This window comes from Mesorhizobium sp. 128a, assembly GCF_053848025.1.
Genome location: NZ_JBSPKY010000019.1, coordinates 62,712 through 88,760 on the forward strand (window position 1 = coordinate 62,712; position 26,049 = coordinate 88,760).

The window sequence follows — 26,049 nt, forward strand, 5'->3', positions numbered from 1 at the left end:
TTACTCCGGGAAGGTCAGCAAAAGGTTGAGGTAACGGTCGACCCTTGCCTGCGCTCCCGCGGGAATGGCGAAGGTGGTGTCTTCCTGCACGACCACGGCAGGACCGTGGAACGTGCTGCCGGCTACGAGGGTCTGCCGCTCGTAGAGGTCGACGGTCTCGACGCGCAGGCCGGTGTAGACCGGAAGCCGACGCGCTGGGATGGCCGAGGCGCCGATCTCGTCGATCTCCGGGAAGGAGAGCTTCGGCCCCGCGCCTACGGCGGATAGCCGGACATTCACAAGTTCTATCTCGCCGTCCGGGTCGTGGAAATCGTAGAGCTGCTGATGGGTGAGGTGGAAGGCCTGTGCGATGGCGGCCGCATCCCCATCCGTCAGCCATTCCGGCTGAAGGACGACCTCGATCTCATAACTTTGTCCGACATAGCGCATGTCGCAGGAGAGGTTGAGCTCCGCCTCCCCGTCATGACCTTGCGCCGCAAGCCAGTCGCGCCCCTCTTGCGCGAGAGCCTGGAGAGGCTCGCCAATTCCGGGCAGACGTGCCCGACAGGGGGCGGAAGATCGTGCGAATGAAGTCGCCGCGCAGATCAGCCACCAGCCCACCCAGCGCCGACACCACGCCAGGGCGGCGGGGCGCAATGACGCGCCTCATCCCGAGTTCGCGGGCAAGGAAGGCGCCGAGCATGGGGCCGCCGCCGCCGAAGGGCATCAGCGTGAAATCGCGCAAGTCGACGCCGGCGCGCGAGGCGAGTTTCTCGACCTCGACGAACATTTCCGACACCGCGATGTCGAGGATCGCCTGCGCGGTCTGCTCGATCGGACGGCCGAGCCGGGCGGCAAGGTCGCCGACCGCGCGATGCGCCAGTCCGGTATCGATCCTGAGCTGGCCGTAGGCCATCTCGCTGTGGCCAAGCCATCCGCACGCCACCATGGCGTCCGTCACAGTCGCCCGCTCGCCACCCCGGCCGTAGCATGCCGGTCCTGGCGTCGAACCGGCCGACTCCGGCCCGACGCGCAGCACCCCTTGCGCGTCGACACTGGCGATCGAGCCGCCGCCGACGCCGATCGAGCTCACCGACACGGAAGGGATATGCAGTGGAAATTCGCCGATCAGTTCGCCGGTTCCGAATTGCGCCTCGCCGCCGATGATGAGCGCGAAGTCGGCCGAGGTGCCGCCAATGTCGAGGGTAAGGATCTTGTCTTCGCCGGCCTGGCGCGCCAGCCACGAGGCGCCGATGACGCCGGAGGCCGTTCCCGACAAGAGCATGTTCACGCAGGCACGCTTGCCTTCGGCAGCGTTCATCAGCCCGCCGTTCGACTTCGTCAGCATCGGGCGGGCCGGCACGCCGCGGTCCTTCAGCCGCGCTTCCAGCGCCGTCAGATAGCCTGAGACGCGCGGATGGACATAGCCGTTGAGAATGGCGGTCGAGCTGCGCTCGTATTCGCGGATGACCGGCCACACCTCGGCCGAGGAGAAGACGAAGAGGTCGGGCGCCAGTCGCGCAATCGCCGCCTTGACGGAGGCCTCCTGCGCGGCGTTGCGCCATGAGTGAAGGAAGGCGATGATGATGCCTTGCGCCCCATTCGCTTTCGCCGCCGCGACCGCGCCTTCCACGGACGCCATATCGGGCGCCTGCGTCTCGCTGCCATCGGCGCGCATGCGCGCCGGAATGCCGAACACCATGTCGCGCGAGATCAGCGGATCCGGCCGCGAGCAAAACAGCGAATACATTTCCGGCATGCGCAGACGGGCGAGCTCAATCACATCCTCGAAGCCGGCATTGGTGAACAGCGCCAGCGGCGCGCCCTTGCGCTGGATGATCGTGTTGATGCCGACGGTCGTGCCGTGCACGAAGCGCGTCATGTGGGTCGGGTCGAAGCCTTCGCGCTCGGCCAGCAGGGTGAGGCCCGTCATCAGCTCGGCGCCGGGATCCTCCGGCGTCGTCAGCACCTTCAGCGAGGCCACGCGTCCGGAGTTTGCCTCGAGTGCGCAGAAATCGATAAACGTCCCGCCAATATCGACGCCGACCTTCCAATCGGCTCGGCTTCGTCCCTCATCCGCCGCGATGACACCATCCATGATGCGTCCCTTCCTGTCTGCCAATGCAAAACTGGCACGACCGGACGGTGCGGGTCCAAGACGTATGATGAGCAAGGATATAAGTCTTGCTTATGCGTTCGCGCGATGCTCATCCAGGACGGCGGTACAGGCGGCTCGGATTTCGTCGCGCATCATCTCATCGGCCCGCGAAAGAGGCCGGGTGCGCGAGGTTAGCAGCGCGATCGGAAATTCCGGCCCCCCAGCAAGCGGCCTGACGTCAAGCCCGGCAAACTGGTGCCACGGCAGCAGCGCATCGACGAGGCCGATACCCAGACCGGCCTGGACGAAGCCGACCGCGGAGATGGATACGTCTATCTCGAGCGACGGCGAAAGCGTGACGCCCTGTGCGCGGGCCGCATGGGCCAGTTCGTCGGCGGGACGGGTGTTTCCGCGATAGGATATCAATTCTTCGCTGGCGAGATCGGCGAGCGTCAGCTCGGTTTTCCCTGCCAACACATGCCCGACAGGCAGCAGACATGAAAAGCCGACGCTCCCGATCACTTCCGCCTCGATATCGGGAGGCAGGCGGTCGTCCATGGCCACGCCGAGGCTGGCATCGCCGGCGCGCAGCATGTCGATAATGGCGGCGATCGGCGCCATGTGGGAACGCAGCAGAATATTGGGATGCTGCGCCCGGAATCCAGTGAACGCGCGCGGCAATATGGCCATGGCAGGCGGCGGCGAAGCCGCGACCCGCACCAGCCCGGTCCGGCCCAGACGCAAGTCGGTGGTCTTGCGGCGCAAGCCTTCTAGCCCCGCCGACAACCTCTCGGCATCAGGGAAGATCTCGAGCGCCTCCGGGGTCGGCCGCAGCCGGCCCTTGACGCGCTCGAACAGCGTGAAGCCAAGCTCGTCCTCGGTATGGAGCAGGATCTGGCTCAAAGCGGGCTGGGAGATGTTCAGCATCCGCGCCGCGGCGGTCACGGTGCCCGCGCGCATGACGGCGATGAACACTTCGAGCTGCCGGGCCCGCATTGCCACTCCATAGGTAAAACTTATGGCTACTGTCCAAACCCATCTTTGACGCAATGCCGGGGCGCCGACAAGATGGATACATCCAAGGATCAGCTGCTCTACGCTAAGGAACGACTATGGATGTGATCGTGCTGGGCGGCGGCCTGATGGGGACGGCTTCGGCCTATTTCCTGGCCAGGCGCGGCGCGCGCGTGACGCTGATCGATCGCAACCGGATCGGTACTGGGGCAACCGTCGCTTCCTTTGGCAACATCCGGCGCACCGGGCGCCATCTCTCCCAGCTTCCGCTGGCCCACCGCTCGCTCCGGCTGTGGGGCGAGGCCAAAAGAATGCTTGGCCGCGACGTGGAATTCCGCGCTACCGGCCATATCCGGCTAATCTTCGATGAAGGTAGCCTCGCCGACATGCGGGCCTACGCCAAGACGGCGCGCCCCGGGGGGCTTGAACTTGAGGAACTCGGTCCACGCGAGATTCGTGACCGCTTTCCCAGCCTCGGTCCCGAAGCGATCGCGGCATCGTTCTCTCCGCAAGATGGCAGTGGCAATCCGCGGCTGATCGCCCCTGCCTTTGCCGATTCTGCCCGCAAGCTGGGCGCGGAAATCATCGAGGGAGCTGAGGTCGAGAATGTCACCCATACGGGCTCCGGTTTCCTTGTCGCCAGCTCGAAAGGTAAATTCGCCGCCGGCTGCCTGCTCAACACCGCCGGAGCCTGGGGCGCGCGCATCGCCGCGCAGTTCGGCGAAGAAGTCCCACTCGACGCCTATGGCCCGCAGATGGGCGTGACCGAGCCGCTGCCGCATCGGATCCTGCCGGTGGTCGGCATCTGGACGCGCGACAAGAACTATGGCGCCTATCTGCGCCAGGTCGAGCGCGGCAACATCGTCTTCGGCGGTGCGGCCGAAAGGGTGCCGGTGGATCTCGATCCCGGCCACGCCATCGCCGATCCAATGCGCCTGCCTACGCAGTTGCGCGCCGTCGCGCGGCTGCTGCCGGCAATCGCAAAGGTAGCGGTCATCCGCACCTGGTCCGGCTGCGAGGGCTATGTCAGGGACATGCTGCCGGTCATGGGGCGCTCAGCGACGACGCCTGGCCTGTTCCACGCCTTCGGCTTCAGCGGCCACGGCTTCCAGCTTGGTCCGGGAGTCGGCGACGCCATGGCAGAACTCATCATGACCGACCGTTGCGAAACACCGCTCGACGATTTCAGGGTCGATCGCTTCACCCGCGCAGCCTGAACAAGCAGAAAAGAACGGAGGCGTAGCGAGATTTGGGCGCGTCGTCGCAGCGCGGTCCTAGCCACTCTCGCACACTCGCTGCGAGTGCCTACCAAGGGGAGGCAGGAACTATTCCCGACTGAGCCGCGAAACTCAAAAAGTGCCAGTCATCGTGACAAAGAGAGGACTGTCACGTGCACGTTGTTCGCCATCAAGGCATCATACCCAAATACCGCCGCCGGCAACGCGGAAATGCTCTCGCCGTAGTTCGCGTCTCCCGTTCAGTCCTTTCTGACCCGCCGATTTGCGCTAGTGGCGCGACCTTCCAACTGCACATATTCAAGCCGCGCCATCGACCTTGTTCATGAACAGGCGAAGCTGCTGCGGGTCGATGTGCACGACATGCCTGTCCTCGGGATAGGCCAGGCTGTTGACGTCGGCGACATATTCGGAGAACGCGGCGATGCGCTCGGCCTGCAGGCGGTCATATTCGGCGGCGAAGTTGCGATAGACCTTGGAGTGGCGAGGCATGTGGCCACGGTTCTGGCCCAGAATGTCGTCGGCGAACAGATATTGCGCATCGCAACCTGTGCCCGCGCCCATCGATAGCATGATCAGCGACGTCCGCTCCGAGATCGCCTTCGCCACCTCGACAGGAACCACCTCGATCTCGGCGCCGATGGCGCCGGCGGCCTCATACTGCTTCACCGCCTCGAAGATCTGCATCGCGGTGTCGGCGGTCTTGCCCACAGCCTTGAAGCCGCCGGTCCATGTGGCGCGCGAAGGAATGAGGCCGACATGGCCGATCACCGGTATGGCGTCGTCGGCCAGCCGCTTGACCGTGGCAAAGCCGGCGCTGCAATAAACCGCGTCGGCACTCGCCTTGTAGACCCGGAACGCCCAGCGGATAAAATCGTCGGCGGTGCCGATCTCGAAAAAGTTCTCGCCCGGCATGGTGAACAGGCTGGGCGCCGCATCGCGATACTCAGGGTTCAGCACCAGCTCCGGCGGCACCGAAACGATGTCGACCCCTGCCCTTTCGGCGGCCTCGGCCTCGTCCATCGTCATCACCCGCAGCATGGTCAGCTGGCGCTTGCCCTTCATGGCGCGCAAATCCGCCACCGTCGGTCTTTTCCGGCTCATCGATTTTGCATCCTTGTGTTGCGGCTACTGCAGGCCGGTCAGCTGATGTCGATCATCACTTTGCCAGCCTCGACCTTGACTGCATAGGTCCTGAGATTGACGCAGACAGGCGCCCCCTTGGCGGCACCTGTCTTGTAATTGAAACGGCCATTGTGCTTGGGGCATTCGATGATGTCGTCCATCACCAGCCCATCGGCCAGATGCGTCTTCTCATGCGTGCAGAACCCGTCGGTGGCGAAGAACTCGTCGTCCGGCGAGCGATAGATCGCGAAGCTGCGGCCGCCATGGTCGAAGCCGATGACATCCTCTTCGTCGACATCGTCGACGGCGCACGCTTCAACCCACTCGGCCATCTTCTCTCTCCTGCCGTTCCCCATCGACGGCGAAACCTATTCCGCCGCTGCCGACATGTTCAGTTCGTGGAATTCGCCCCGATAGGGTCGCGCCGTCGCCGGCAGTTCGCGCTTGAGGAAATAGTCCTCGTATTTGAGCTGCTTGAGCATGACCGGCCAGACCTCGCGATAGGCATGCCACATCGACGGGTTGGGCTCCGGCAGATCGTGCTTGATCAGTTCATGCAGCTTCGGCAGCGCATGATAGGGCACCATCGGGAACATGTGATGCTCCACATGGTAGTTCATGTTCCAGTAGATGAACCGGCTGATCGGGTTCATGTAGACGGTGCGGGTGTTGAGCCGGTGGTCGACGACATTGTCGGCGAGACCGATATGCTGCAGCAGGCCGGTCAGCACCATGTGCCAGCTGCCGTAGAGGCGCGGCAGGCCGATAATCATCAGCGGCAGGAACGACCACATATAGAGCGCCAGCGCGATGGTCGCGACATAGATGGCGACATGCCAGCGTGCGGCCGTGATGACCTTCGGCTGCTCCATCTCGGGGATGTAGCTTTTCTCGTCGGGCGAGATGTTGCCGAAGGCGTTGCGCACCAGCGTCGGCAGCGAATAGCGGAAATCCAGGATGCCGGTGAAGGCAAGTGCGGCGCGAAGCAGGTCTGGCGGGCGCATCACCGCAATCTCGGCGTCGCGGCCGACGATGATCGTATCGGTGTGGTGGCGGGCGTGGCTCCAGCGCCAGGTCACCGGATTGCGCACCACCATGAAGCTGGCGATCTGATAGATCGCGTCGTTCATCCAGCGCGTCCGGAACGCGGTGCCATGGCCGCATTCGTGCCAGCGCGAGTCGCTGGACGAGCCGTAGAGCAAGCCATAGACGAAGAAGAACGGCACGCACAACCATGTGCCCCAGAAATAAATACCACCGCCGGCGGAACCCAGTATGGCGACGATCCAGATGATGGTGTCGCGGATGGCCGGGCCATCCGAGCGCTGCATCAATTCCTTCATCGCCTTGCGCGAGACATCGGTGTGATACCATTCGGCCGAGGCCAGCCCGGTTGCGATCGCCCGCCGCGTGCTTTCGCCGACCAGGCTGTAGTCGCGCTTATTCTGCGTCACATCGACCTCCGATTTCCGGCCCGCCAGCCGAAGTTTGTCATCCCGGTCATGCCCTGCCCGCCAATTTTGGGAAATTGCCCGACGGCTTCGGGTAATCCTCGCGCGGTTGCTGCGCGATGGCAGCGATCCGGCGCTCGGCAGCGATGATCTCATCAGTGCCGTCGAGCACGCGGAACACCGCGTCGTAGGAGCGGCTTTCGCCATGCTCAAGCCAGATCATCTCGCCGCGTTCGCGCGCCGCGAGATTGCCAAGCACATGATGGGTCGATGGCTCGATGCCCAGCGCATACTGTCCGGCCTGGAAATTCTGCCACTGATAGGCGCAAGGCAGCTGGTCCTTGCGCGTCACCACTTCGAAGCCGAGGCCGAGCCGGTCGTTGACCACCGCCACCGGCACCTCGCCGGCGGCATTGGCCGCCATTTCATGCTGCCAGACCTGCTCGCTGAACGCCAGTTGCGGCGCCGGCATCGTACGGTAGCCGACCTTCTGCGACTCATAGCGCTCGCCGGCATGCCCGGCCCAGACCACATCCCTGATCGGCGCCAGATAGCGCGAGCCCTCGTCGAGCAAGGGATGGCTGACATTGATGTGGTAGAAATACATATGCGGTGTGCGGTTGAAGCCGTGATTGACGACTCGATCTGAAAGCCGGATCTCGTTGCCGCCGACATCGGCCTCGATGCGGCGTAGCAGATGCAGATCCTCGCCGAACACCGTCGACTGCTGGACGATCGCCTCAGCCCACAGCACGCAGCGGTCGCCATCCCAGGCCTCGCCATAACCTGTCAGCCGCGCCGGGATGGTGCCGATGCGGCCATGCAGCGAATGGACCACGCTCTTCTTGCCGGGGTAGTTGTAGGTGTCGGCCGGCACTTCATCGCGGCCGAGAATATGGTCGAGACCGCAGGTCAAAAGCAGGCCGGAAAACGACCGCGCCCAGGCAAGGCCTTGCTCACCTTCATAGTCATGCAGGCCGGGATGACGAAAGCCGCTCGGCGAATGCCAGCCGATCGCCTGGCCCCTGTAGTCGCAATCGGCGATATCGAGCGCCCGGTCGACCAGCGCCGTGAAGCGCAAGCCGGAGCCGGTGCGGAATTCGAGCATGCGGATGCCGCGCTCGACCCCGTCGCCGAGCGTCATCAGCCGCACGCCGGCAAACTGCGACAGCATCCCCGAACGTTCGCTGACCTGCCGGCGCGAAAGCGTCTTGCCGTAAAGCTCTACCATGTGCCGGCTGCTTCTCTCACTTGGCTGTGGCGATGCGCCGCCGCAAAGCGGCGACGCAAGGTGTTGGTGTCAAAGGCCGTTGGCTCGGAACTTGTCGTCGAGGAATTTCTTGGCGCGCGGCACGTCGTCTTCCGAGAGATGCTCGATGATGACGGGAATGTTCGGGTTCTTCTGCGCCAGACGCTGCAGATAGAGATCGTAATTGAGCGAGCCTGTGCCCGGTGCGTTCAGCACCATCTCGCCGACGCCGCGGAAGGTGTGCGAGGCGAGCGCGTCGTCATCGCCGATATCGGCGTGCTTCTCGCTCTTGTCGTCGCCGGCGCGCGCGACATCCTTGGCATGCGCAATCTTGACCTTGTCGGCCAGCGTGTCGAACACCTGGTTCAGCACCTTGTCCATCTGGTCTATGTTGTGGCTCTCGAAATAGTTGGTCGGGTCCATCAGCAGGCCGAGGCCGGGATGGTCGACCTGCGCGAACATGCGCACCGTTTCCTCGACCGAGCCGACGACGTTGTTGACATAGGTTTCGAGCAGGAACATCGAGCCGTGATCGTAGGCTTCCTGCGCCAGCTCGGCGATCACCTTGCGGCACATTTCGAAGCCCTCTTCGGACTTGTTCTTGGGATCGCTCATCCACTCGCTCTCGGTGTTGTAGGTGCCGGTCTCCGAGATCACGTAAGCACTGCCGAGCTGGCGGGCGTTGCGGATGATTTCCTTCAGCCGTTCGACATTCGCCTTGCGGTGCGCAAGGTCGGGATGGATGACATTGGTGTAGCCCGAGATGCAGCAGATCGGCAGGTCGTAGCCACGAAATGTATCGCGGACTTTTTTCGCCTTGTCCTTGGTGATCTGGCCGGCCGATAGGTCGATGTCCTTGAAGTGCAGGTCGAGCTGCACCGTGTTGAAGCCGAGGCCCCGGATTTTTTGCGCCGTCTCTTCGAGGCCGTACGGGAAATAACCCGTGAAAATGCCTGCCTGCATCATGGCGTGAATTCCTCCCTGTAAGCGATTCAGTTGTCTGGTGTTTCGGTTGCGGTGATCAGATAGCGATTTCGGAAAGCTTGACCGTGCGGCCCGCCGCCATCGAGCGGTAGCCTGCCTCGACCAGCGCCATGGTCTTGACGTTGTCGGCGACGGAAAGCGCCGGCGGCGTGCCTGTCTTCACCGCGTGCTGGAGCTGCTCCATAACGCCGATGAAGGCATGCGGGAACCACATCGTCTCCCAGCTCGGACTCACCCATTCGCCGCCGGTCGTCTCGGCCGAGGCGTAGGTCAGCGTCGAGGCGGCACCCGTCGGCCAGCCGATCGTGCCCTTGGCGACGCCCTTGGTCCCGTTGACGCGCCAGTTGATGTGCTGGTCGTCGCGATAGCCTTCCTGGCGCGGGCCGGACCAGACGTCCTCCAGCGAGACGGCGAGCACGCCCGACGGGAAGCGCAGCGTCGAGACGGTGATGCCGTCGGAATGGTCGAACTGGGTACGCGGGTCCTTGCGCGTCAGCGTGGTGATCTCATCCGGGTCGCCGAACAGGAAGCGCAGCACGTCGAGATGATGCACGCTCATATTGGCGAGCGTCAGCCGGTCGTAACCCTGAAGGAAGGTCTGCCAGTGCGGGATCGCATGCATGTCGATCTGCGCGAAGACGATGTCGCCGAGCGCGCCGCTGCCGATGATCTGCTTCAGCACGCGCATCGACTGGTCGTAGCGCATGTTCTGGTTGACCGAGAGGATCTTGCCCGATTTGGCCGCCTCATCGCGCAGCTTGACGGCTTCCTCGACTGACAACGCCAGCGGCTTCTGCGCCAGGATCGCCTTGATATGCTTCTGCTTCAGCGCATGGCGGATCAGCGCCGGCTGCTGGTCTGGCGGAAAGGCCAGGTCGATGATCTCGACATTTGGATCCTCGATCAGCTGTTCCGGCCTATCGTGCACCGTCGCAATGCCCCAGCGGCTAGCGACCTTCTGCGCATTTGCCTTGGTGCGCGAGGCGATCGCCACCGCCGGAAAGCCGGCTTCCTTGTAGGCGGCGAGATGGCACTCGGCCATGATCATGCCGGCGCCGACGCAGCCGATCCGGTATTCCTTGGTGCGAACCTTGACATCCGGCTCGAAGCCTTCTCCTGCCATTTCTTCCTCCCGAAATTCTGTCCTTGCGGCCGCCGTCACAACGCGCCTCCGTCCTGACCGAAATAATGCACGCGAGCCGGCTCGCAGGATATCGCCACCATCGCATCCGGCCTGATGTCAGGCTGGCCGCGCAACAGTGCCCTGAGCCGCGCCTGCCCGGCTTCTATAGTCACCACGGTGTAGCCGCCGAGCGGCTCGACCTCGAACACCCGCGCCGGGCGGCCCTTGCCCCCTTCCGCCATCTCCTTATCGCTCAAGGGCCGGACCTTTATGTCTTCCGGCCTGAGCCCGATCTCGATCGCTTCCGCGGGTACCTTGTCGTCAGCGATGCGGATTGCCCCTTCCGCTGCCTCGACGCCACCCGCGCCGCGCACCGAGGGCAGGATGTTCATCATCGGCGACCCGAGCATGCGCGCCACATAGGTGCTCGCGGGGCGATCGTAAATTTCGGCAGGCGCGCCGATCTGCCGGATCTTGCCGTTCTCCAGGATGGCGATGCGGTCGGCGACCGACATCGCCTCCTCCTGGTCATGCGTGACGTAGATCAGCGTCTTGCCGAGATCGCGCTGAATGCGCTTCAGCTCGACGCGCGTCTCCTCGCGCAGCCTGGCATCGAGCGCCGAGATCGGATCGTCCATCAGATAGGCGGCCGGGTCGCGCACCAGGGCACGCGCGATCGCAACGCGCTGCCGCTCGCCGCCCGAAAGCTGCGCCGGCGGCTTGTGAAGGATGTGGCCGATATGGAGCTTGGCCGCGACGTCGGCGACACGTCTCTTGATCTCGACGTCAGCAACCTTCCGCTCGACCAGCGGGAAACGGACATTGTCGAGCGCGCTCATATGCGGGAACAGCGCCAGGTTCTGGAACACCATGGCGACGTTGCGCTCCGCTGGCGAGACGCTGTTGACCGGCTTGCCGCCGATCAGGATCTCGCCTTGATCCGGCACTTCCAATCCGAGCACCAGGCGCAGGATCGTCGACTTGCCGGACAGCGGCGGGCCGAAGAAGCAGAAGAACTCGTTGTCGTTGACGGTGAAGGAAGCATCGTCGACGGCAAAAGTTTTGCCGTAGCGCTTGGTGACGTTGCGAAAAACGATATCGGCCATGTCTCAGCCCGCCTTCACTGCGACGCCGGTGGCGGCGTCGAAGACGCGCACCGACAAAGCTGGCGGTGCGACGATCGCGTTCTGCCCGACGGACAGCCCGACATCATTCTCGAACACCGCTTTCACCGCGCACTCGCCTTCGCCGAGATGGACGATGGTGCGCGCGCCGATCCGTTCGACGAAGCTCACCGGCATCGACAGCCCGCGTTCGGCAAGCCCCACCTGTTCGGGCCGGAACCCGTAGAGCACGTCGCCGCGCACCGTTCTCACAGCCGAAGCGAGTTCGTCCGGCAACGGTAGCGTCACGCCGAGCAGTCCCAGATCGACCACCAGCCCGCGATCGCTTTCGGCCGGCCTGCCCTTGAGCAGGTTCATGCCTGGCGCACCGATGAAGCGGGCGACGAAGACATTGGCCGGATTGTTGTAGACCTCGAGCGGCGTGCCGACCTGCTGCAGCACGCCATGATCCATCACCGCGATGCGATCCGCCATGGTCATGGCTTCGAGTTGGTCATGCGTGACATAGACCATGGTCTGCCTGAACTGGCGCTGCAGTTGCTTAAGCTCGGTGCGCATCACCGCGCGGAAGGCAGCGTCGACATTGGACAGCGGCTCGTCGAGCAGGAAGATCGCCGGCTCCATGATCGCCGAACGGCCGATCGCCACACGCTGCAGGATGTTGACCGAGAGCCGTTCCGCCTTGCGGTCGAGCAGCGGCGAAAGCTGCAGCATCTCGGCGATCGCGCCGACACGGCGGTCGATTTCGGCTTTGCCGGCGCCGCGCATCTTCGGCCCGTAAGCCAAGTTCTGCCGCACGCTCATATGGGTAAAGATGGCGTAGTTCTGGAAGACGAAGCCGACGCCACGCCGCCCCATCGGCACGCCGGCCATGTCGCGCTCGCCGAACAGGATCTTGCCGCTGGTCGGCTCCTCCATGCCGGCGATCATGTTCATCGTTGTCGACTTGCCGCAGCCCGAGGGCCCGAGCAGCGCCATGAACTCGCCATCGGCGATTTCGAGATCCATCGTCTTCAACGCGGTGAAGTCGCCGAATCTCTTGACCAGATCCTGCAGATGAATGGCGCTCATGCCAGCGCCTCCCGGGCCTTCGCCATGCGCTTCATGGCGTAGACCGCGACGATCGACAGCACGACCAGGATGGCGAGAGCGATGGCCGCCACATAGCCCCAGATCAGGTCCTGCGTGGTGACCTTGTAGATGTAGACGGAGATCGTCTCGGTGGCGACGCCGGGGCCGCCGCCGGTCATGATGTAGAGCGTGTCGAAAATCTTGAAATTCTCGATCACGCGGATCGCCAGCGCGATGATAATGATCGTCTTCATCTTCGGAAGCACGATGGTGGTGAAACGCTGCCAGGCATTGGCGCCGAGCAGCGTCGCGGCCTTCATCTGGTCCTCCGGCACGCCGACGAGGCCGGCAAGCAGGATCAGGAACATCAGCGGCGTCCACTGCCAGATGTCGGCAATCATCACGGCGATCAGCGCCAGCGTCGGATCGGAAAGCCAGGCGATGGTGACGGGCGTGCCGACGATCCGCGACAGGATGTCGTTCACCGGGCCGCCAGACTGGAACAGCATGAAGAACATGTAGCCGGCGACTGCGGGCACGACCATCATCGGCATCAGCAGGATCGAATAGAAGATGCGCTTGCCGGGAAAATCGTCCGCGAACAGCGTTGCCAGCGCCAGACCGAGCAGAAACTCCGCGGGCACGCAGACCAGCATGACGATCGCAGTGCGCTGCAGCGCGCTCCAGAAGCGGGTGTCTGCCGCGAGGTCGGTGTAGTTGGCAAAACTGTTCCACATCTGCCAGGCGTTCCACCAGCCGATGCCCGATAGCGGCGACCAGTCGGTGATGCTGATGTAGAGCTGCATCAAAAGCGGGAAGGCCGAGATGAACAGCACCAGGATCTGCGCCGGCACGGTGAGCCGGAAGCCCAGCCGCGCTCCCTCGTCTGGCGTGGCGGGCCTTGTCCGCGCGGCCATCTCGCCCTCCGAAATCGTCGCCGTCACCGCGCTCATTGCTTGAGCGCTCCGAAGGTCAGCCCGCGCACCAGGTGGCGTTGGATGGCGACGCCCATGATCACCGGCGGCACCGCAGCGATCAGGCCGAGGGCCGCCTTGGCGCCGTAGAGCTGCCCGGTCATCGAGGACGAAAGCGACGCCATGTAGACCGGGATCGTCACCCATTCGCGCGTCGTGAGCAGCAGCGCGATCAGGTAGTCCGACCAGTTGAGGATGAAGACGAAGAGCGCCGCGCTCGCCAGCGGCGCGCGCATCATCGGCAGCGTGATGCGGGTAAAGACCCGCAGCCGCGAGCAGCCCTCGACAAGTGCCGCCTCTTCGATCTCGCGCGCCATGTCGTCGAAGAAGGTCTTCATCAGCCAGAAGGCGAAGGGCAGCGTGACGATGCCGTAGATCAGCGCCAGCCCCCACCACGTGTCGTTGAGTTTGAGGAAGGCCCACATGATCATCACCGGGATCATGACCGCCATCGGCGGAAACAGCCTCAGCTGGATCAGCGCCAGCGGCAGGTTCTGGCCGGAACCGAAACGCGACAGGCCGTAGGCCGCCGCAGTGCCCGCCGACATGGCGATCAGAGTTCCGAACACCGCCGAAAGCAACGACGACAGGATCGGCTTCAGCGCGTTGCGGTCGAGCGCGACGATAAGATTGTTGGTGGACTCGCCGAAGACGAAACGGAAATTGCTGAGCGTCGGGTTTTTCGGCCACCATGTCAGCTCGGCGCCGGTGGCCGACCATTCGGCGATCGGCTTGAAGGCCATCGACACCATCCACAGGATCGGGATCAACGTCACCGCCATCGCCGCGACGATCGCGGCATAGCGGAATATCTCGAAGGGAATGGAACGCTTCATCTGGCTGCTTTGCTGGTGGCGTCGTTTAGCGGAGGGGAGGAGCGACAAGCCCCTCCCCTCCATCGCGATCCCGGAAGGAGGATCAGCTGATCGGATCGAGAACGGTCGGCCAGGCCTCCTTGTTGGTCTTGATGGCCTCGAGCAGCTTGTCCTCGCCGATGCGGCGGGCGATCTTCTTCCACTCGCTCTCGGTGTCGGCCATTGCCTGCTCTGCGGTCTTGGCCTTGGTCAGCGATGCCATCAGGTTTTCGTCCAGCGCATTGTGGAAGGCGGTGGCGCCGGGATAGTTGATGGTCGGCACGGTCCGGGCGACCGTCTCGCGCACCACGTCCATGTGGTAGGCGTGATAGGTCTGGCGAACCAGCGGATCGGAGAAGTCCGACAGCCGGAACGGGTCAAAATACCCGCCCGGATTGGCGGTCATCCAGGCGTAGATCCTCGCGGAGCCCAACCATTGCAGCAGGAGATATGCGACCTCCTGGTTCTTCGACTGCGATGAGACCATGCCGGTCAGCGAGAACCAGAGCACCGAACGGCTGATCAGCTTGCCGTCGATCTCACGGCCGGGCGGCAGCATCGAGCCGATCTTGCCGGTGACCTGCGAGTCCTTGTTGCCGGCATTGTCGAGGAATTTCGGCAGGTTGGAGAAGGCGCAGGTCATCGCCGCCCCGCCCTTGGCGAAATTGCCGTATTGTTCCGGCCAGCCCCACGAGATCGCGTCCGGCGAATGATGCGCCAGCGAGGCGATGTATTCATTGGTGGCCGCGATACCCTGTTCCGAGTTGATCAGTGGCTTGCCGTCATCGCCGAACAGGAACTGGTTGGGCGAGGCCATCGAGACATAGCGCTGATACCAGTTGGTGTAGCCCCAGCCCTGGTTGCGCAGGTCGGTCGAGCCGAACAGGCCCTTGTCAGGGCGCTGGAAGAAGGCGGCGATGTCGCCGTGCTGCTTCCAGGTTTTCGGCGGCGCCAGATCGTAGCCGTATTTGTCCTTGAACGCCTTCTTCTCGGCTTCGTCGCCGAACAGATCGGTGCGGTAGACCCAAGTCTGGAAATCGCCGTCCAGCGACACGCCATAGGTCGCGCCGCGATATTTGTTGAGCAGCGACACGCCCTTGGCGCCATCGACATAGCCGGTCTTGGCATCGTCCCACTCCGGCTTGTACTGCGCGACGAAGTCGTCGAGCTTGGCGATGCCGCCGGTTTCGGCGAGGTCGCCGAGGCGGTTCCACTCCGTCGAATAGATGTCGTAGGCCCCACCCTTGGTGGAGATATCCTGCATCGTCTTGGTGAATTCCTGGCCGTTCGGCAGGCCGACGATTTCGATCGGAATGCCGGTTTCCTTTTCCCAAAGGTCCTTGATCGACGGCGCGCCGGCCGGGAACGGCTGCGTCAACTGGCCGATCGAGCCATCCGACAGGCCAAGCACGATCTTGGCCGGTGCCTTGCCGGCGCCCTTCAGCGCCTTGGCCGCCTCGATGGCGCGGCCTTCCGGTGTATCGGGCCCGTACTGGTAGCGCTCGGCGCCGTCGAAGCCGGTCGGCCCGCCGATCATGCCCGGCGCCAGGGCGTCAGCCGCAAAGGCGCGGCCGGGACGAATGAATTGCGGGGCGATACCGGTCGCGGCGACGAACACCGCGGCCTTTCCTCCGGACGCCAGCATGCGGCGCCGCGACATGCGGATCAATTGAGACATCGAATTCCTCCCTCGGGGCCTGTTCCTCCATGGCCCACGTGAGGGATATTGACGACAGTGCATGAAGCCTGTCAACATCATAAATAATCAAAACACGTCAGAAGATCGCAAATGAGGGAGAGAATGCAGTCCGCCGAGCTTGCCACGTCGCACCCATTGCTTGGATTTGAGGGACTTTTGCCACGGCCCGGCCGATTTTTTCGAACCTTGCCTGCCTTGTGTAACGCGCCGGCTTGCGCGCGGGGCAAGGCCGGTTACATCATTTCACATCAGAATCGCTGCTGCGGCTGAGCGGTTTCCCGGAATGGATTGGCGACTGCGTGATTTTGATGCTTGCAATGAGGTGCTTAAAGTGCGGTCAACCGTGACAGACATAGCCCGGGAAGCCGGTGTTTCTCCGGCCACCGTCGACCGTGTTCTCAACAACCGTGCGGGGGTACGGGCGCGTACGCGCGAAATCGTCATCGAGATGGCGCAGCGCCTGGGCTACATCGCCGAAACACCGAACGGCACCCCGCAGCGCGCCGCGCTAGGGCAGACGATCAGGCTCGATTTCGCGCTGCCGGCCGGCACCAACTCCTTCATCAAGCTTTTGCACCGGCATATCGAGGCGCAGGCGTTGACGCGACCGGATCTCGACGTCCACGTCACCACCATCGAAGGCTTCAACCCCGACCGGCTCGCCCGGCTGCTGCAGGACTTGCGCGGCCAGACGCAAGGTGTCGGCGTCATCGCGCTCGACCATCCAACGGTGCGCGAGGCGATCCGCTCGCTGTCGGCCAACGACATCAAGGTCGTCACCATCGCCTCCGACATCCAGCACGTGCCGAGAGTCGCCTATATCGGCATCGACAACCGCGCCGCCGGGCGGCTGGCCGGCTATCTGCTCAACCGCTTCATGGGCTCAGGGCGACCAGGCAAGGTGGCGCTGTTCGCCGGCTCGCTGTCCTATCGCGGCCATGAGGAACGCGAGATGGGGTTTCGCCACATATTGACGGAGGAATCGCCCAACCTGCAGATCGTCGAAATGCGCGAAATGCTCGACGACCGCGAGAAAGCCTATTCGGAAGCATCAGCCTTGCTGGAGCGCCACCCGGATCTCGCCGCGATCTACAATGTCGGCGCCGGCAACACCGGCATTGCCCGCGCGCTGAAGGAGCGCGGCCGCGAACTTTCGACCGTCTTTCTCGGCCATGAAGTGACGGACGGCACCAAGGACCTTCTGCTCGACGGCACGCTCGATGCGGTCATCGACCAGAACCCACGCGTCGAGGCCCGCGAGGCGCTTAACACACTGACCCATGTGGTGAAAGGCCTGCCCTATGAACTGCACCAGCCCCGGCTGCAGGTGATCTTCCGGGAAAACATTCCGGAGATTTGAGTTTGGAAGGCTCGGCCTGACGCAGTCTATCCCGCGATCAGCACCGTGCTTTCCGGCGACCCAGCGCAACACGACGTCCTGGCATTCGTTCTGCACAATGACCTTCTGCGCTTGGCCAGCCCATCCTAGAAAATAGGTGCCGTTGTTGCTGCAAAAAGTCGGCTGGAGATCTGACCCTTGAGCGTGATGCCGTTGGCAGTATGCGCGATCCCCGCATCCGTGATTTTTTCGGCTCCGATTGGTGCTGGCGTTTGTCCCGCCATGCAATCAGGCGACCGGAAGGCATGAAACGGCGGCGAAGGCTCTGGTCAAACCATCGCAATGTGGTAGAGTGATCATACCAGTTGATAACTTGACGATCGGCGCGGCCATCGTTGGAGATCGGGAGTAACGGATATATGACAACGATTGCGCTGTTCGGTGCCGGCGGGAAAATGGGCTACCGCCTGTCGACCAATTTTCGCGGATCGCCCTACACGATACGCCATGTCGAGGTCAGCGAGGCCGGCCGCGAGCGGCTGAAATCGGGCCTGGGCTTCGATGCCGTCAGCGCCGATGAAGCGCTCGACGGGGCCGATGTGGTGATCCTGGCCGTGCCCGATACGCATATCGGCAAGGTGGCGGCCAGCATCGAGAGCAAGCTCGCATCCGGCACGATGGTCGTGGTGCTGGATGCAGCCGCACCGTTCGCCGGCCATCTGCCGAAGCGGCCGGACCTGACTTATTTCGTCACCCATCCCTGCCATCCGCCGATCTTTAACGACGAGACCGACATGGCGGCGAAGAAGGACTATTTCGGCGGCGTCAAGGCCAAGCAGCATATGGTCAGCGCGCTGATGCAGGGACCGGAAGAGGATTTTGCCAAGGGCGAGGCGATCGCCAAGATCATCTGGGCGCCGGTCATGCGCTCGCATCGTGTCACTGTCGATCAGATGGCGTTGCTGGAACCCGGCCTTTCGGAAACCGTATGCGCCTCGCTGCTTGTCGTCATGAAGGAAGCCGTCGACGAGGTCGTGGCGCGCGGCGTCGACAAGCAAGCCGCGCTCGACTTCCTGCTCGGCCATATGAACGTGCTTGGCGCCGTCATTTTCGGCGAAACCAAGGGCGTGTTTTCGGACGCCTGCAACAAGGCGATCGAGTTCGGCAAGCCGGTGTTGATGCGCGACGACTGGAAGCGGGTGTTCGAGCCGGAAGAGATCGCCGCGAGCATTCAGCGCATCACCTGAGGTCTATCCAAGCACTTGCCGGAACGCCTGGAAGCGTCGGCGCATCGTCGCCGACGCCTAGCTTAGAACGCTCATTAGGTACATATCATCTGAATTTGTGATTGACTCATCATACCAGTTGGCTTAGCTGTTTATGGGCTCGGATCGACAAGGTTTCGAAGGGAGTTCGAAGCCTGGACGAGTGGAGGGATGGTCGGGGGCCTACGATCGTTTGGGGGAAGCCGGAAACCGGCCTTTGAGCCCGAAACGCTCGGTGGCCCGCGCTGCGCGACGAATTCGAATGCAGACAATGGCCTTGGTTGATCAAGGCAGTTTTTCAAACGGGAGGACATCATGAAACTCACACGCAGAATGACACTTGCGGCTTTTGCCGGCATGTTGGCGCTTGGCACGGCGGCACCAGCCTATGCGGCCGACCTCATCGCCATCATCACGCCCTCGCACGACAATCCGTTCTTCAAGGCGGAAGCTGTCGGTGCCGAGGCCAAGGCCAAGGAACTCGGCTATGAAGCGCTGGTGCTCGTTCATGACGACGATGCCAACAAGCAGTCCGAACTGATCGACACGGCGATCGGTCGCGGCGCCAAGGCCATCATTCTCGACAATGCCGGCGCCGACGCCACCGTCGCCGCCGTGCAGAAGGCCAAGGATGCGGGCGTTCCTTCGTTCCTGATCGACCGCGAGATCAATGCCACCGGCGTCGCCGTCGCGCAGATCGTCTCCAACAACTACCAGGGCGCCCAGCTCGGCGCGCAGGAGTTCGTCAAGCTGATGGGCGAGAAGGGCAATTTCGTCGAATTGGTCGGCAAGGAATCCGACACCAATGCCGGCATCCGCTCGAAGGGTTATCACGACGTCATCGATGACTATCCGGATCTGAAGATGGTCGCCCAGCAGTCGGCCAACTGGAGCCAGACCGAGGCCTACGCCAAGATGGAATCGATCCTGCAGGCCAATCCCGACATCAAGGGCGTCATCTCCGGCAACGACACGATGGCGATGGGCGCCTATGCGGCGCTGGTCGCAGCAAACCGCAAGGACGTCATCGTCGTCGGCTTCGACGGATCGAACGACGTGCGCGATTCGATCACCGCGGGCGGCATCAAGGCAACCGTCCTGCAGCCGGCTTATGCGCAGGCGCAGATGGCGGTCGAGCAGGCCAATGATTTCATCAAGAACAAGAAGTCGCCCGAAAAGGAGAAGCAGTTGATGGACTGCGTTCTGGTCAATGGCGACAATGCTCCCAAGCTGGAAACTTTTGCGCTGACCAACTGAGCCGGCGTGACATGAATAGCGAGGGGCGAATCTCGGTTCGTCCCTCGCCGCCATTTTCCGTGGGTGCCGACCGCCATGCTGAACAACAGGCCATCATGCTGAACAACAAGCCGAACTGGCCGATCCTTGTCGTTGCAGTCGGAATCAGCCTGACTGCCTGCAAGATTCTCCCGACGCCTTCGGGGGACAGCGGCAACGCCTTCAACCCCGACAAGATGGTAGAGGAGATCTGGGCGGCGAAGGTCGTGCCCTATCTCCAGCGGAAGGCCGGACCGTTTGCCGAGGTTCACGCGCTGGCGAAAACCGATCCCGCTTCTGCCGGCGCCAAATATGGCAATCCGAACAAGCAGGCGAATTCGCCATGGACCTTCGCGGTTCGCGTCGAGGGCAAGATCATCGCCGCCAACACGGCGTCGCGCGCGGCGACGATGGATATCGATGTCGATGGCGACGGCAAGGCCGATGCGCGGGTGCAGATCGGACCCGCGATGCGGGGAACCGCGCTGCGCGACAGCCTCGATTTCATCCAGTTCAACGATTTTACCAATCAGATCGACTTCGCCCAGTTCGGCAAGGCGTTCAACGCCTATGCCGACAAAACCGTGCTTTCCAAACTGCCGCACGACGCGCTGGAAGGCCGGACCGCCAAGGTTCTCGGCGCCTATACGCTCGAAAGCGGCCAGGACCTGCCGCTGGTGACGCCGGCGGAGGCAGAAATCGGGCCGAAACCATGAGTGCCGCCTCCGCTCACGATGTCATCCTGAAGCTGGAAGACGTCTCCAAGGTCTATTCCGGCACCGTTGCGGTTAAGCGCGCGAATTTCGAGGTGCGCAAGGGCGCGGTCAATGTGCTGGTCGGCGAAAACGGCGCCGGCAAATCGACGCTGATGAAGATCATCGCCGGTGTCGAACAACCGACGCTCGGCCGGATCCTTCTGGAAGGGGAGGAGGTTTCCTTCTCGTCATCGGGAGATGCGGTGAACCGCGGCATCGGCATGGTGTTCCAGGAGCTGAACCTGTTCGGCAATCTGACCGTCGCCGAAAACATTTTCGCCAAGCGCGAGATCACCAACAGGTTCCGCAAGATCGACCGCAAGGAGCAGGAACGCCGCGCGGCGCAATTTCTCGAACGGCTGCAAGCTGGCATAAGGCCCGACATGCTGGTCGAGGATCTGCGCATCGGCCAGCAGCAACTGGTCGAGATCGCCAAGGCGGTTTCGCTCGATGCGCGCATCCTGATCATGGACGAGCCGACCTCGGCGCTGAGTGCTGCGGAAGTCGAGATACTGTTCAAGGTGATCGCCGACCTCAAGGCGCGCGGCGTGGCCATCGTCTATATCTCGCACCGGCTGGAAGAGCTGATCCGCATCGGCGACTACATCACCGTGCTGCGCGACGGGCACATCACCGGCCAGGAAGAAATGAAAAACGTCGACACGCGGTGGATCGTGCGGCAGATGATCGGCTCCGACGCCAAGGATTTCGCTAAGGCCGACGGCCATGTTCCCGGCGAAGAAATATTCCGCGCCGAAGACATCTGCCTGCCGCGCGCGACCGGCGGGCTGGCGGTCGACCACGTCTCGCTGTCACTGCGCGCCGGCGAGATTCTCGGCATATACGGCCTGATGGGCGCCGGACGCAGCGAGCTGTTCGACTGCATCATGGGCCGCCATGGCCAGGCCACCGGAGCGATCTTCATTGCCGGCAAGAATGTCAAGGAGCGCGATACGACGCGGCGCATTCGGCGCGGGCTGGCGCTGATTCCTGAAGACCGCCAGCGCGAAGGGTTGGTGTCGATCCTGTCGGTGGCCAGCAATCTGACGCTGGCCAGCCTGTCGCGGTTTGTGCGCCTGTTCCACATCCGTGGCGGCCCCGAAAGACAGGCGGTGACGCAGATGGTGAAGGAACTGGCGATCAAGGTCGCCGACCCGGCGCAGGAGGTCTCTTCGCTGTCCGGCGGCAACCAGCAAAAGGTGGTGATCGGCAAGGCGCTGCTCACCGGCCCCAAGGTGCTGCTGATGGATGAGCCGAGCCGTGGCATCGATGTCGGCGCTAAGGCCGACGTCTTCCGCACCATGCGCAAACTGTCGCGCGACGGGCTGGGCATTCTGTTCGCCACCTCCGACCTCGACGAGGTGATGGCGTTGTCCGACCGCATTGCGGTGATGAGCAACGGAAAACTGACCGGCATGTTCGATCGCGCCGAGGCGACGGAGGCAGCCCTTGTCGCCGCCTCGGCACTTGGCCACGGACCGGCCCCGCACACGGAGAGCCCATGACTGATATCCCGGCCAAGGCGGCCTCCTCCTCCGTCCCGAGCGGCTCGCTGTTGCTGACGTTGATGAAGGCGAGGACCTTCATTGCGCTGATCGCTGTGCTGATCTTCTTTTCGATCGCGGCGCCGAATTTCCTGTCGACCGCCAATCTGATCCTGATGTCGAAACATGTGGCGCTGAACGCGTTCCTGGCCATGGGCATGACCTTCGTCATCATCACCGGCGGCATCGACCTGTCGGTCGGCTCGATCGTCGGCCTGTGCGGCATGGTGGCCGGCTATCTCGTGCTCAACGGCATCGACCTGCAGATCGGCTACACAATCTATTTCAACGTCGTCGAGATCACACTGATCACGCTGGCGGTCGGCATCCTGATCGGCGCCATCAACGGATTGCTGATCACCCGGCTGAATGTCGCGCCGTTCATCGCCACGCTTGGCGTGCTCTATGTCGCGCGTGGCCTGGCGCTGCTGTCGTCGGATGGCCGCACCTTCCCGAACCTGGTCGGCAAGCCTGAGCTCGGCACCACCGGCTTCGGCTTCCTCGGCGCCGGGCGGCTGCTCGGCCTGCCGGTGGCGATCTGGATCCTGATCGTCGTTGCGCTGGCGGCGGCCTATCTCGCCAAATACACGCCGCTCGGCCGCCACATCTTCGCTGTCGGCGGCAATGAGCGGGCGTCGCGAATTTCGGGCGTTCGTGTCAACATGGTGAAGATGTTCGTCTATATGTTCTCCGGTTTCTGCGCGGCGATCGTCGGCTTGATCATCTCGTCCGAACTGATGGCCTCGCATCCGGCGACGGGCGAAAGTTTCGAGCTCAACGCGATCGCAGCGGCCGTGCTTGGCGGCACCTCGATGTCGGGCGGTCGCGGCACGATCGGCGGCACCATCGTCGGCGCCTTCGTCATCGGCATTCTTTCGGACGGGTTGGTGATGATGGGGGTGAGTTCGTTCTGGCAGATGGTGATCAAGGGCCTGGTCATCATCGTCGCCGTTGTCGTCGACCAAGCGCAGCGTCGGCTGCAGAGCCGGGTGACACTGATGCAGATGGCAAAGGCGGGCTGAACATGGCGGAGTTGCGGGGAGCGCTGATCGGTTGCGGCTTCTTTGCCGTCAACCAGATGCATGCCTGGCGCGACATTGAAGGCGCCTCGATCATCGCCATCTGCGACCGCGATCCCGACCGGCTGCGGATCGTCGGCGACCAGTTCAGCATCGCAAAGCGCTACACCGATGCGGCAGAACTTTTTGCCGGCGAGAGCCTGGATTTTGTCGATATCGCCACCACGGCACCCAGCCATCGGCCGCTGGTCGAGATGGCGGCGCGGCACCGTGTGCCGGCAATCTGCCAAAAGCCGTTCGCGCCGACGCTTGCCGACGCCAAGGCGATGGTGAATGCTTGCGTGGGAGCCAGGATACCGCTGATGGTGCATGAGAATTTTCGCTGGCAGTCGCCGATCCAGACGGTGCGCGCCGTGCTCGACAGCGGCGAGATCGGCACGCCCTTCTTCGGCCGTATCTCCTTCCGCTCCGCCTATGACGTGTTTTCAGGCCAGCCTTATCTGGCGACGGGCAGGCGCTTCATCATCGAGGATCTCGGCATCCACATCCTCGATATCGCCCGCTTCCTGCTCGGCGACGTGTCGAGCCTCACCGCCCGCACGGCGCGCATCAATCCAGCCATTACCGGCGAGGACGTCGCCACGATGCTGATGGATCATGCCGGCGGCGCCACCTCTGTCGTCGATTGCAGCTATGCGACGAAGCTTGCCGTCGAGCCGTTTCCCGAAACGCTGATCGAGATCGACGGCAGCGACGGCACAATCCGGCTGGCGCAGGGCTACCGGCTCACCGTCACCGGCAGGAACGGCACACAGGTCACCGACGTCTCGCCACCGCTGTTGCCCTGGGCATCGCGCCCATGGCACAACATCCAGGAGAGCGTCGTTGCCATCCAGCGGCACTGGGTCGACTGCCTGGCTAAGGGGATAGAACCGGCGACCTCGGGCGCCGACAATCTCAAGACATTCGCGTTGGTCGAGGCCGCTTATACGGGTGCGGCGAGCCGGGAGCCGGTGCAGCTCGACGCTTTGCTGAAATGACCGCCGACGCTTTCCTCCTCTATGGCACGCATGTGGTCGAAGCCGCGCCGGTCAGGCTCAGCGCCGGCGCGCTCAGCGCGGACTTCGCCAATGGCAATCTGCGCACCATCCGTCTTGGCGGCATCGAAGTGCTGCGCGCCATCGCCTACATCGTGCGCGATCGCGACTGGGGCACTTACGAGCCTGAACTGACGGACCTTGTCATCAACCAGGGCGCCGACACTTTCTCGGTCAGCTACACAGCAAATTGCACCGGGCCGGACGCGAGCCGGCTCGCCTTTCGCGCCACCATCAAAGGCTCTGATGGCCATCTGGCCTTCGACGTGAGTACCCTGCCCGAGAGCGACTTCGAGACCAATCGCTGCGGCTTCTGCGTCCTGCATCCGATCGCAGGCCTCGCCGGCAGTCCGGTCACGGTCGAGCACACTGACGGCAGCGCGGTGGCCACGAAGCTGCCGCTGTTGATCGACCCCTGGCAGCCTTTCAAGGATTTGCGCGCCATTTCACATCAGGTCCGGCCCGGCGTCACCGCCGAATGCCGGATGGAGGGCGACACTTTCGAGATGGAGGACCAGCGCAACTGGTCGGATGCGTCCTACAAGACCTATGTGCGGCCGCTGGCGCTGCCATGGCCCTATGTGCTGCCGGCCGGCCAAGCCGTCATGCAGACGGTCAGCCTGCGCATCATCGGCGAGGGGAAAATGCCGGCAGTTGCAACAAGCACCGAACGGGTTCGTGTCGAACTCGGTGAAGCCGGGCAGAGGCTGCCGGATATCGGCGTGATCATCTACCCGGATGACGTGGAGGCCGCGCTCGCAAACCTTCCGACATTGGCCGTGCTAGGGCCGCAGCAACTTGTCTTCCACTACGACCCGACACGTGGCCATGGGCTGGGTGCGTTGCAGTCCTTTGCAAAAATTGCCGCCGCCCATCCAGTGCAGACGACGCTGGAATGCGTCGTTGCCTGCGCGGGCGATCTCGAAGATGAACTTTCAGCCGTCGCCGACATGGTGCGCCAGGCCGGGCTAAAACTTTCGGCCATTGCCGTCTCGCCTTCCGTCGACCGGCAGTCGACGCCGCCGGGCAGCGCGTGGCCGGACTGTCCGCCGCTTGAAGACGTCTATGCCGCCGCGCGGCGCGCCTTTCCCGATATCCGGCTCGGCGGCGGCATGTTCAGCTATTTCACCGAGCTCAACCGCAAGCGCGTACCGGCCGGCTTGCTCGATTTCGTCACCCACTGCACCTGCCCGATCGTGCACGCGGCAGATGATCTCAGCGTCATGCAATCGCTGGAGGCGCTGCCCTTCATCACCGCTTCGGCGCGGGGGATCTTCCGGGGAAAACCGTACCGCATCGGCCCGTCGACGATTGCCATGCGCCAGAACCCCTATGGTGGCGCGACCAAGGCCAATCCGGGGGGACAGCGCGTCACCATGGCCGAGTGCGACCCCCGTCATGCCGGCCTGTTCGCCGCCGCATGGACGATCGGCTATGCCGCGCGCGTCGCGCCGGCCGGGCTGGAGCTGCTCACGCTCTCCGGCTTCACCGGACCATTCGGCGTGCTGGCGTCATCGGGCGAACCCGTCGCGGAAGGAACGCCCCGGCCGATCTTCGATGCCATCAAAGGTCTTTGCGAAATGGCCGGCCTTGCGCATGTGGCGGCAAGGACGAGCGATGAGACTAAGGTGCTGGCGCTCGCCGGGCGCTCCGTGTCGGGCAAGACCGTCGTGTGGCTGGCGAACCTGACAGCAGACGATGTACCGGTAGACATCTCAGCGTTTGGCCGAGGCCATCTCGTGATGGCGCCCTACGCGATTGCCCGGTTCGGCTGA

At 63.4% G+C, this 26,049-nt stretch carries 21 protein-coding genes and 1 pseudogene; 9 read left to right on the forward strand and 13 right to left on the reverse strand.

From position 1 onward, the window contains the following. Both ACWTU9_RS26300 and ACWTU9_RS26305 read right to left on the reverse strand, forming a co-directional pair. Window positions 1-2,077: pseudogene (locus ACWTU9_RS26300) on the reverse strand (hydantoinase/oxoprolinase family protein). Window positions 2,078-2,167: 90 nt separating this feature from the next. Then, entirely contained in the window at window positions 2,168-3,073 is a 906-nt protein-coding gene (locus tag ACWTU9_RS26305) for a LysR family transcriptional regulator (RefSeq protein ID WP_455860858.1), read from the reverse strand. Between the two features lie 116 nt (window positions 3,074-3,189). On the opposite strand from ACWTU9_RS26305, the gene ACWTU9_RS26310 reads away from it, so the two are divergent. After that, entirely contained in the window at window positions 3,190-4,308 is a 1,119-nt protein-coding gene (locus ACWTU9_RS26310) for an NAD(P)/FAD-dependent oxidoreductase (RefSeq protein WP_455860859.1), read from the forward strand. Between the two features lie 318 nt (window positions 4,309-4,626). Here ACWTU9_RS26310 and ACWTU9_RS26315 read toward each other — a convergent pair whose 3' ends face one another. The 11 genes from ACWTU9_RS26315 to ACWTU9_RS26365 form a co-directional block, all read right to left on the reverse strand. Beyond that, on the reverse strand, window positions 4,627-5,430 hold the full coding sequence (locus ACWTU9_RS26315; protein WP_455860860.1) for a 3-methyl-2-oxobutanoate hydroxymethyltransferase: 804 nt from the start codon (window positions 5,428-5,430) through the stop codon (window positions 4,627-4,629). Between the two features lie 38 nt (window positions 5,431-5,468). Next, window positions 5,469-5,783, reverse strand: a complete 315-nt coding sequence (locus ACWTU9_RS26320; RefSeq protein ID WP_455860861.1) for a MocE family 2Fe-2S type ferredoxin — start codon at window positions 5,781-5,783, stop codon at window positions 5,469-5,471. A gap of 36 nt (window positions 5,784-5,819) precedes the next feature. Then, entirely contained in the window at window positions 5,820-6,905 is a 1,086-nt protein-coding gene (locus ACWTU9_RS26325) for a fatty acid desaturase family protein (protein ID WP_455860862.1), read from the reverse strand. Window positions 6,906-6,951: 46 nt separating this feature from the next. Continuing rightward, on the reverse strand, window positions 6,952-8,133 hold the full coding sequence (locus ACWTU9_RS26330; RefSeq protein WP_455860863.1) for an aldose 1-epimerase family protein: 1,182 nt from the start codon (window positions 8,131-8,133) through the stop codon (window positions 6,952-6,954). A 69-nt stretch (window positions 8,134-8,202) separates the two neighbouring features. Continuing rightward, complete coding sequence (locus tag ACWTU9_RS26335) at window positions 8,203-9,117, reverse strand: sugar phosphate isomerase/epimerase family protein (protein WP_455860864.1); 915 nt, start codon at window positions 9,115-9,117, stop codon at window positions 8,203-8,205. Between the two features lie 55 nt (window positions 9,118-9,172). Continuing rightward, on the reverse strand, window positions 9,173-10,258 hold the full coding sequence (locus ACWTU9_RS26340) for a Gfo/Idh/MocA family protein (RefSeq protein WP_455860865.1): 1,086 nt from the start codon (window positions 10,256-10,258) through the stop codon (window positions 9,173-9,175). A 35-nt stretch (window positions 10,259-10,293) separates the two neighbouring features. Next, window positions 10,294-11,364, reverse strand: a complete 1,071-nt coding sequence (locus ACWTU9_RS26345; protein ID WP_455860866.1) for an ABC transporter ATP-binding protein — start codon at window positions 11,362-11,364, stop codon at window positions 10,294-10,296. Between the two features lie 3 nt (window positions 11,365-11,367). Beyond that, complete coding sequence (locus ACWTU9_RS26350) at window positions 11,368-12,453, reverse strand: ABC transporter ATP-binding protein (RefSeq protein WP_455860867.1); 1,086 nt, start codon at window positions 12,451-12,453, stop codon at window positions 11,368-11,370. Continuing rightward, window positions 12,450-13,406, reverse strand: coding sequence for a carbohydrate ABC transporter permease (locus tag ACWTU9_RS26355; protein ID WP_455860868.1), 957 nt, complete (start codon window positions 13,404-13,406; stop codon window positions 12,450-12,452). Before ACWTU9_RS26355 ends, ACWTU9_RS26350 begins: the two co-directional genes overlap by 4 nt. Then, window positions 13,403-14,263 carry a carbohydrate ABC transporter permease gene (locus ACWTU9_RS26360; protein ID WP_455860869.1) on the reverse strand — a complete coding sequence of 287 codons (861 nt, stop codon included), beginning with the start codon at window positions 14,261-14,263 and terminating at the stop codon, window positions 13,403-13,405. Before ACWTU9_RS26360 ends, ACWTU9_RS26355 begins: the two co-directional genes overlap by 4 nt. Window positions 14,264-14,345: 82 nt before the next feature. Beyond that, window positions 14,346-15,959, reverse strand: coding sequence for an extracellular solute-binding protein (locus ACWTU9_RS26365; protein ID WP_455860870.1), 1,614 nt, complete (start codon window positions 15,957-15,959; stop codon window positions 14,346-14,348). A 352-nt stretch (window positions 15,960-16,311) separates the two neighbouring features. On the opposite strand from ACWTU9_RS26365, the gene ACWTU9_RS26370 reads away from it, so the two are divergent. From ACWTU9_RS26370 to apnL, 8 genes are all read left to right on the forward strand, one after another. Then, a complete protein-coding gene (locus ACWTU9_RS26370) occupies window positions 16,312-17,340 on the forward strand; it encodes a LacI family DNA-binding transcriptional regulator (protein ID WP_455860871.1) in 1,029 nt (342 codons plus the stop codon). Window positions 17,341-17,738: 398 nt separating this feature from the next. After that, complete coding sequence (locus ACWTU9_RS26375; RefSeq protein ID WP_455860872.1) at window positions 17,739-18,566, forward strand: phosphogluconate dehydrogenase C-terminal domain-containing protein; 828 nt, start codon at window positions 17,739-17,741, stop codon at window positions 18,564-18,566. A gap of 333 nt (window positions 18,567-18,899) precedes the next feature. After that, window positions 18,900-19,841: a substrate-binding domain-containing protein gene (locus ACWTU9_RS26380; protein WP_454576302.1), complete on the forward strand. Its 942-nt coding sequence runs from the start codon at window positions 18,900-18,902 to the stop codon at window positions 19,839-19,841. Window positions 19,842-19,936: 95 nt separating this feature from the next. Beyond that, entirely contained in the window at window positions 19,937-20,575 is a 639-nt protein-coding gene (locus ACWTU9_RS26385) for a DUF2291 family protein (RefSeq protein ID WP_455860873.1), read from the forward strand. Then, entirely contained in the window at window positions 20,572-22,119 is a 1,548-nt protein-coding gene (locus ACWTU9_RS26390) for a sugar ABC transporter ATP-binding protein (RefSeq protein WP_455860874.1), read from the forward strand. The genes ACWTU9_RS26385 and ACWTU9_RS26390 overlap by 4 nt, the downstream gene beginning before the upstream one ends. Further along, on the forward strand, window positions 22,116-23,180 hold the full coding sequence (locus ACWTU9_RS26395; protein ID WP_455860875.1) for an ABC transporter permease: 1,065 nt from the start codon (window positions 22,116-22,118) through the stop codon (window positions 23,178-23,180). The genes ACWTU9_RS26390 and ACWTU9_RS26395 overlap by 4 nt, the downstream gene beginning before the upstream one ends. 2 nt (window positions 23,181-23,182) lie before the next feature. Beyond that, the gene (locus tag ACWTU9_RS26400) at window positions 23,183-24,217 is read left to right on the forward strand and encodes a Gfo/Idh/MocA family protein (protein WP_455860876.1); all 1,035 of its coding nucleotides are present in this window, start codon (window positions 23,183-23,185) and stop codon (window positions 24,215-24,217) included. Further along, entirely contained in the window at window positions 24,214-26,049 is a 1,836-nt protein-coding gene (gene apnL, locus ACWTU9_RS26405) for a D-apionate lactonase (protein WP_455860877.1), read from the forward strand. The genes ACWTU9_RS26400 and apnL overlap by 4 nt, the downstream gene beginning before the upstream one ends.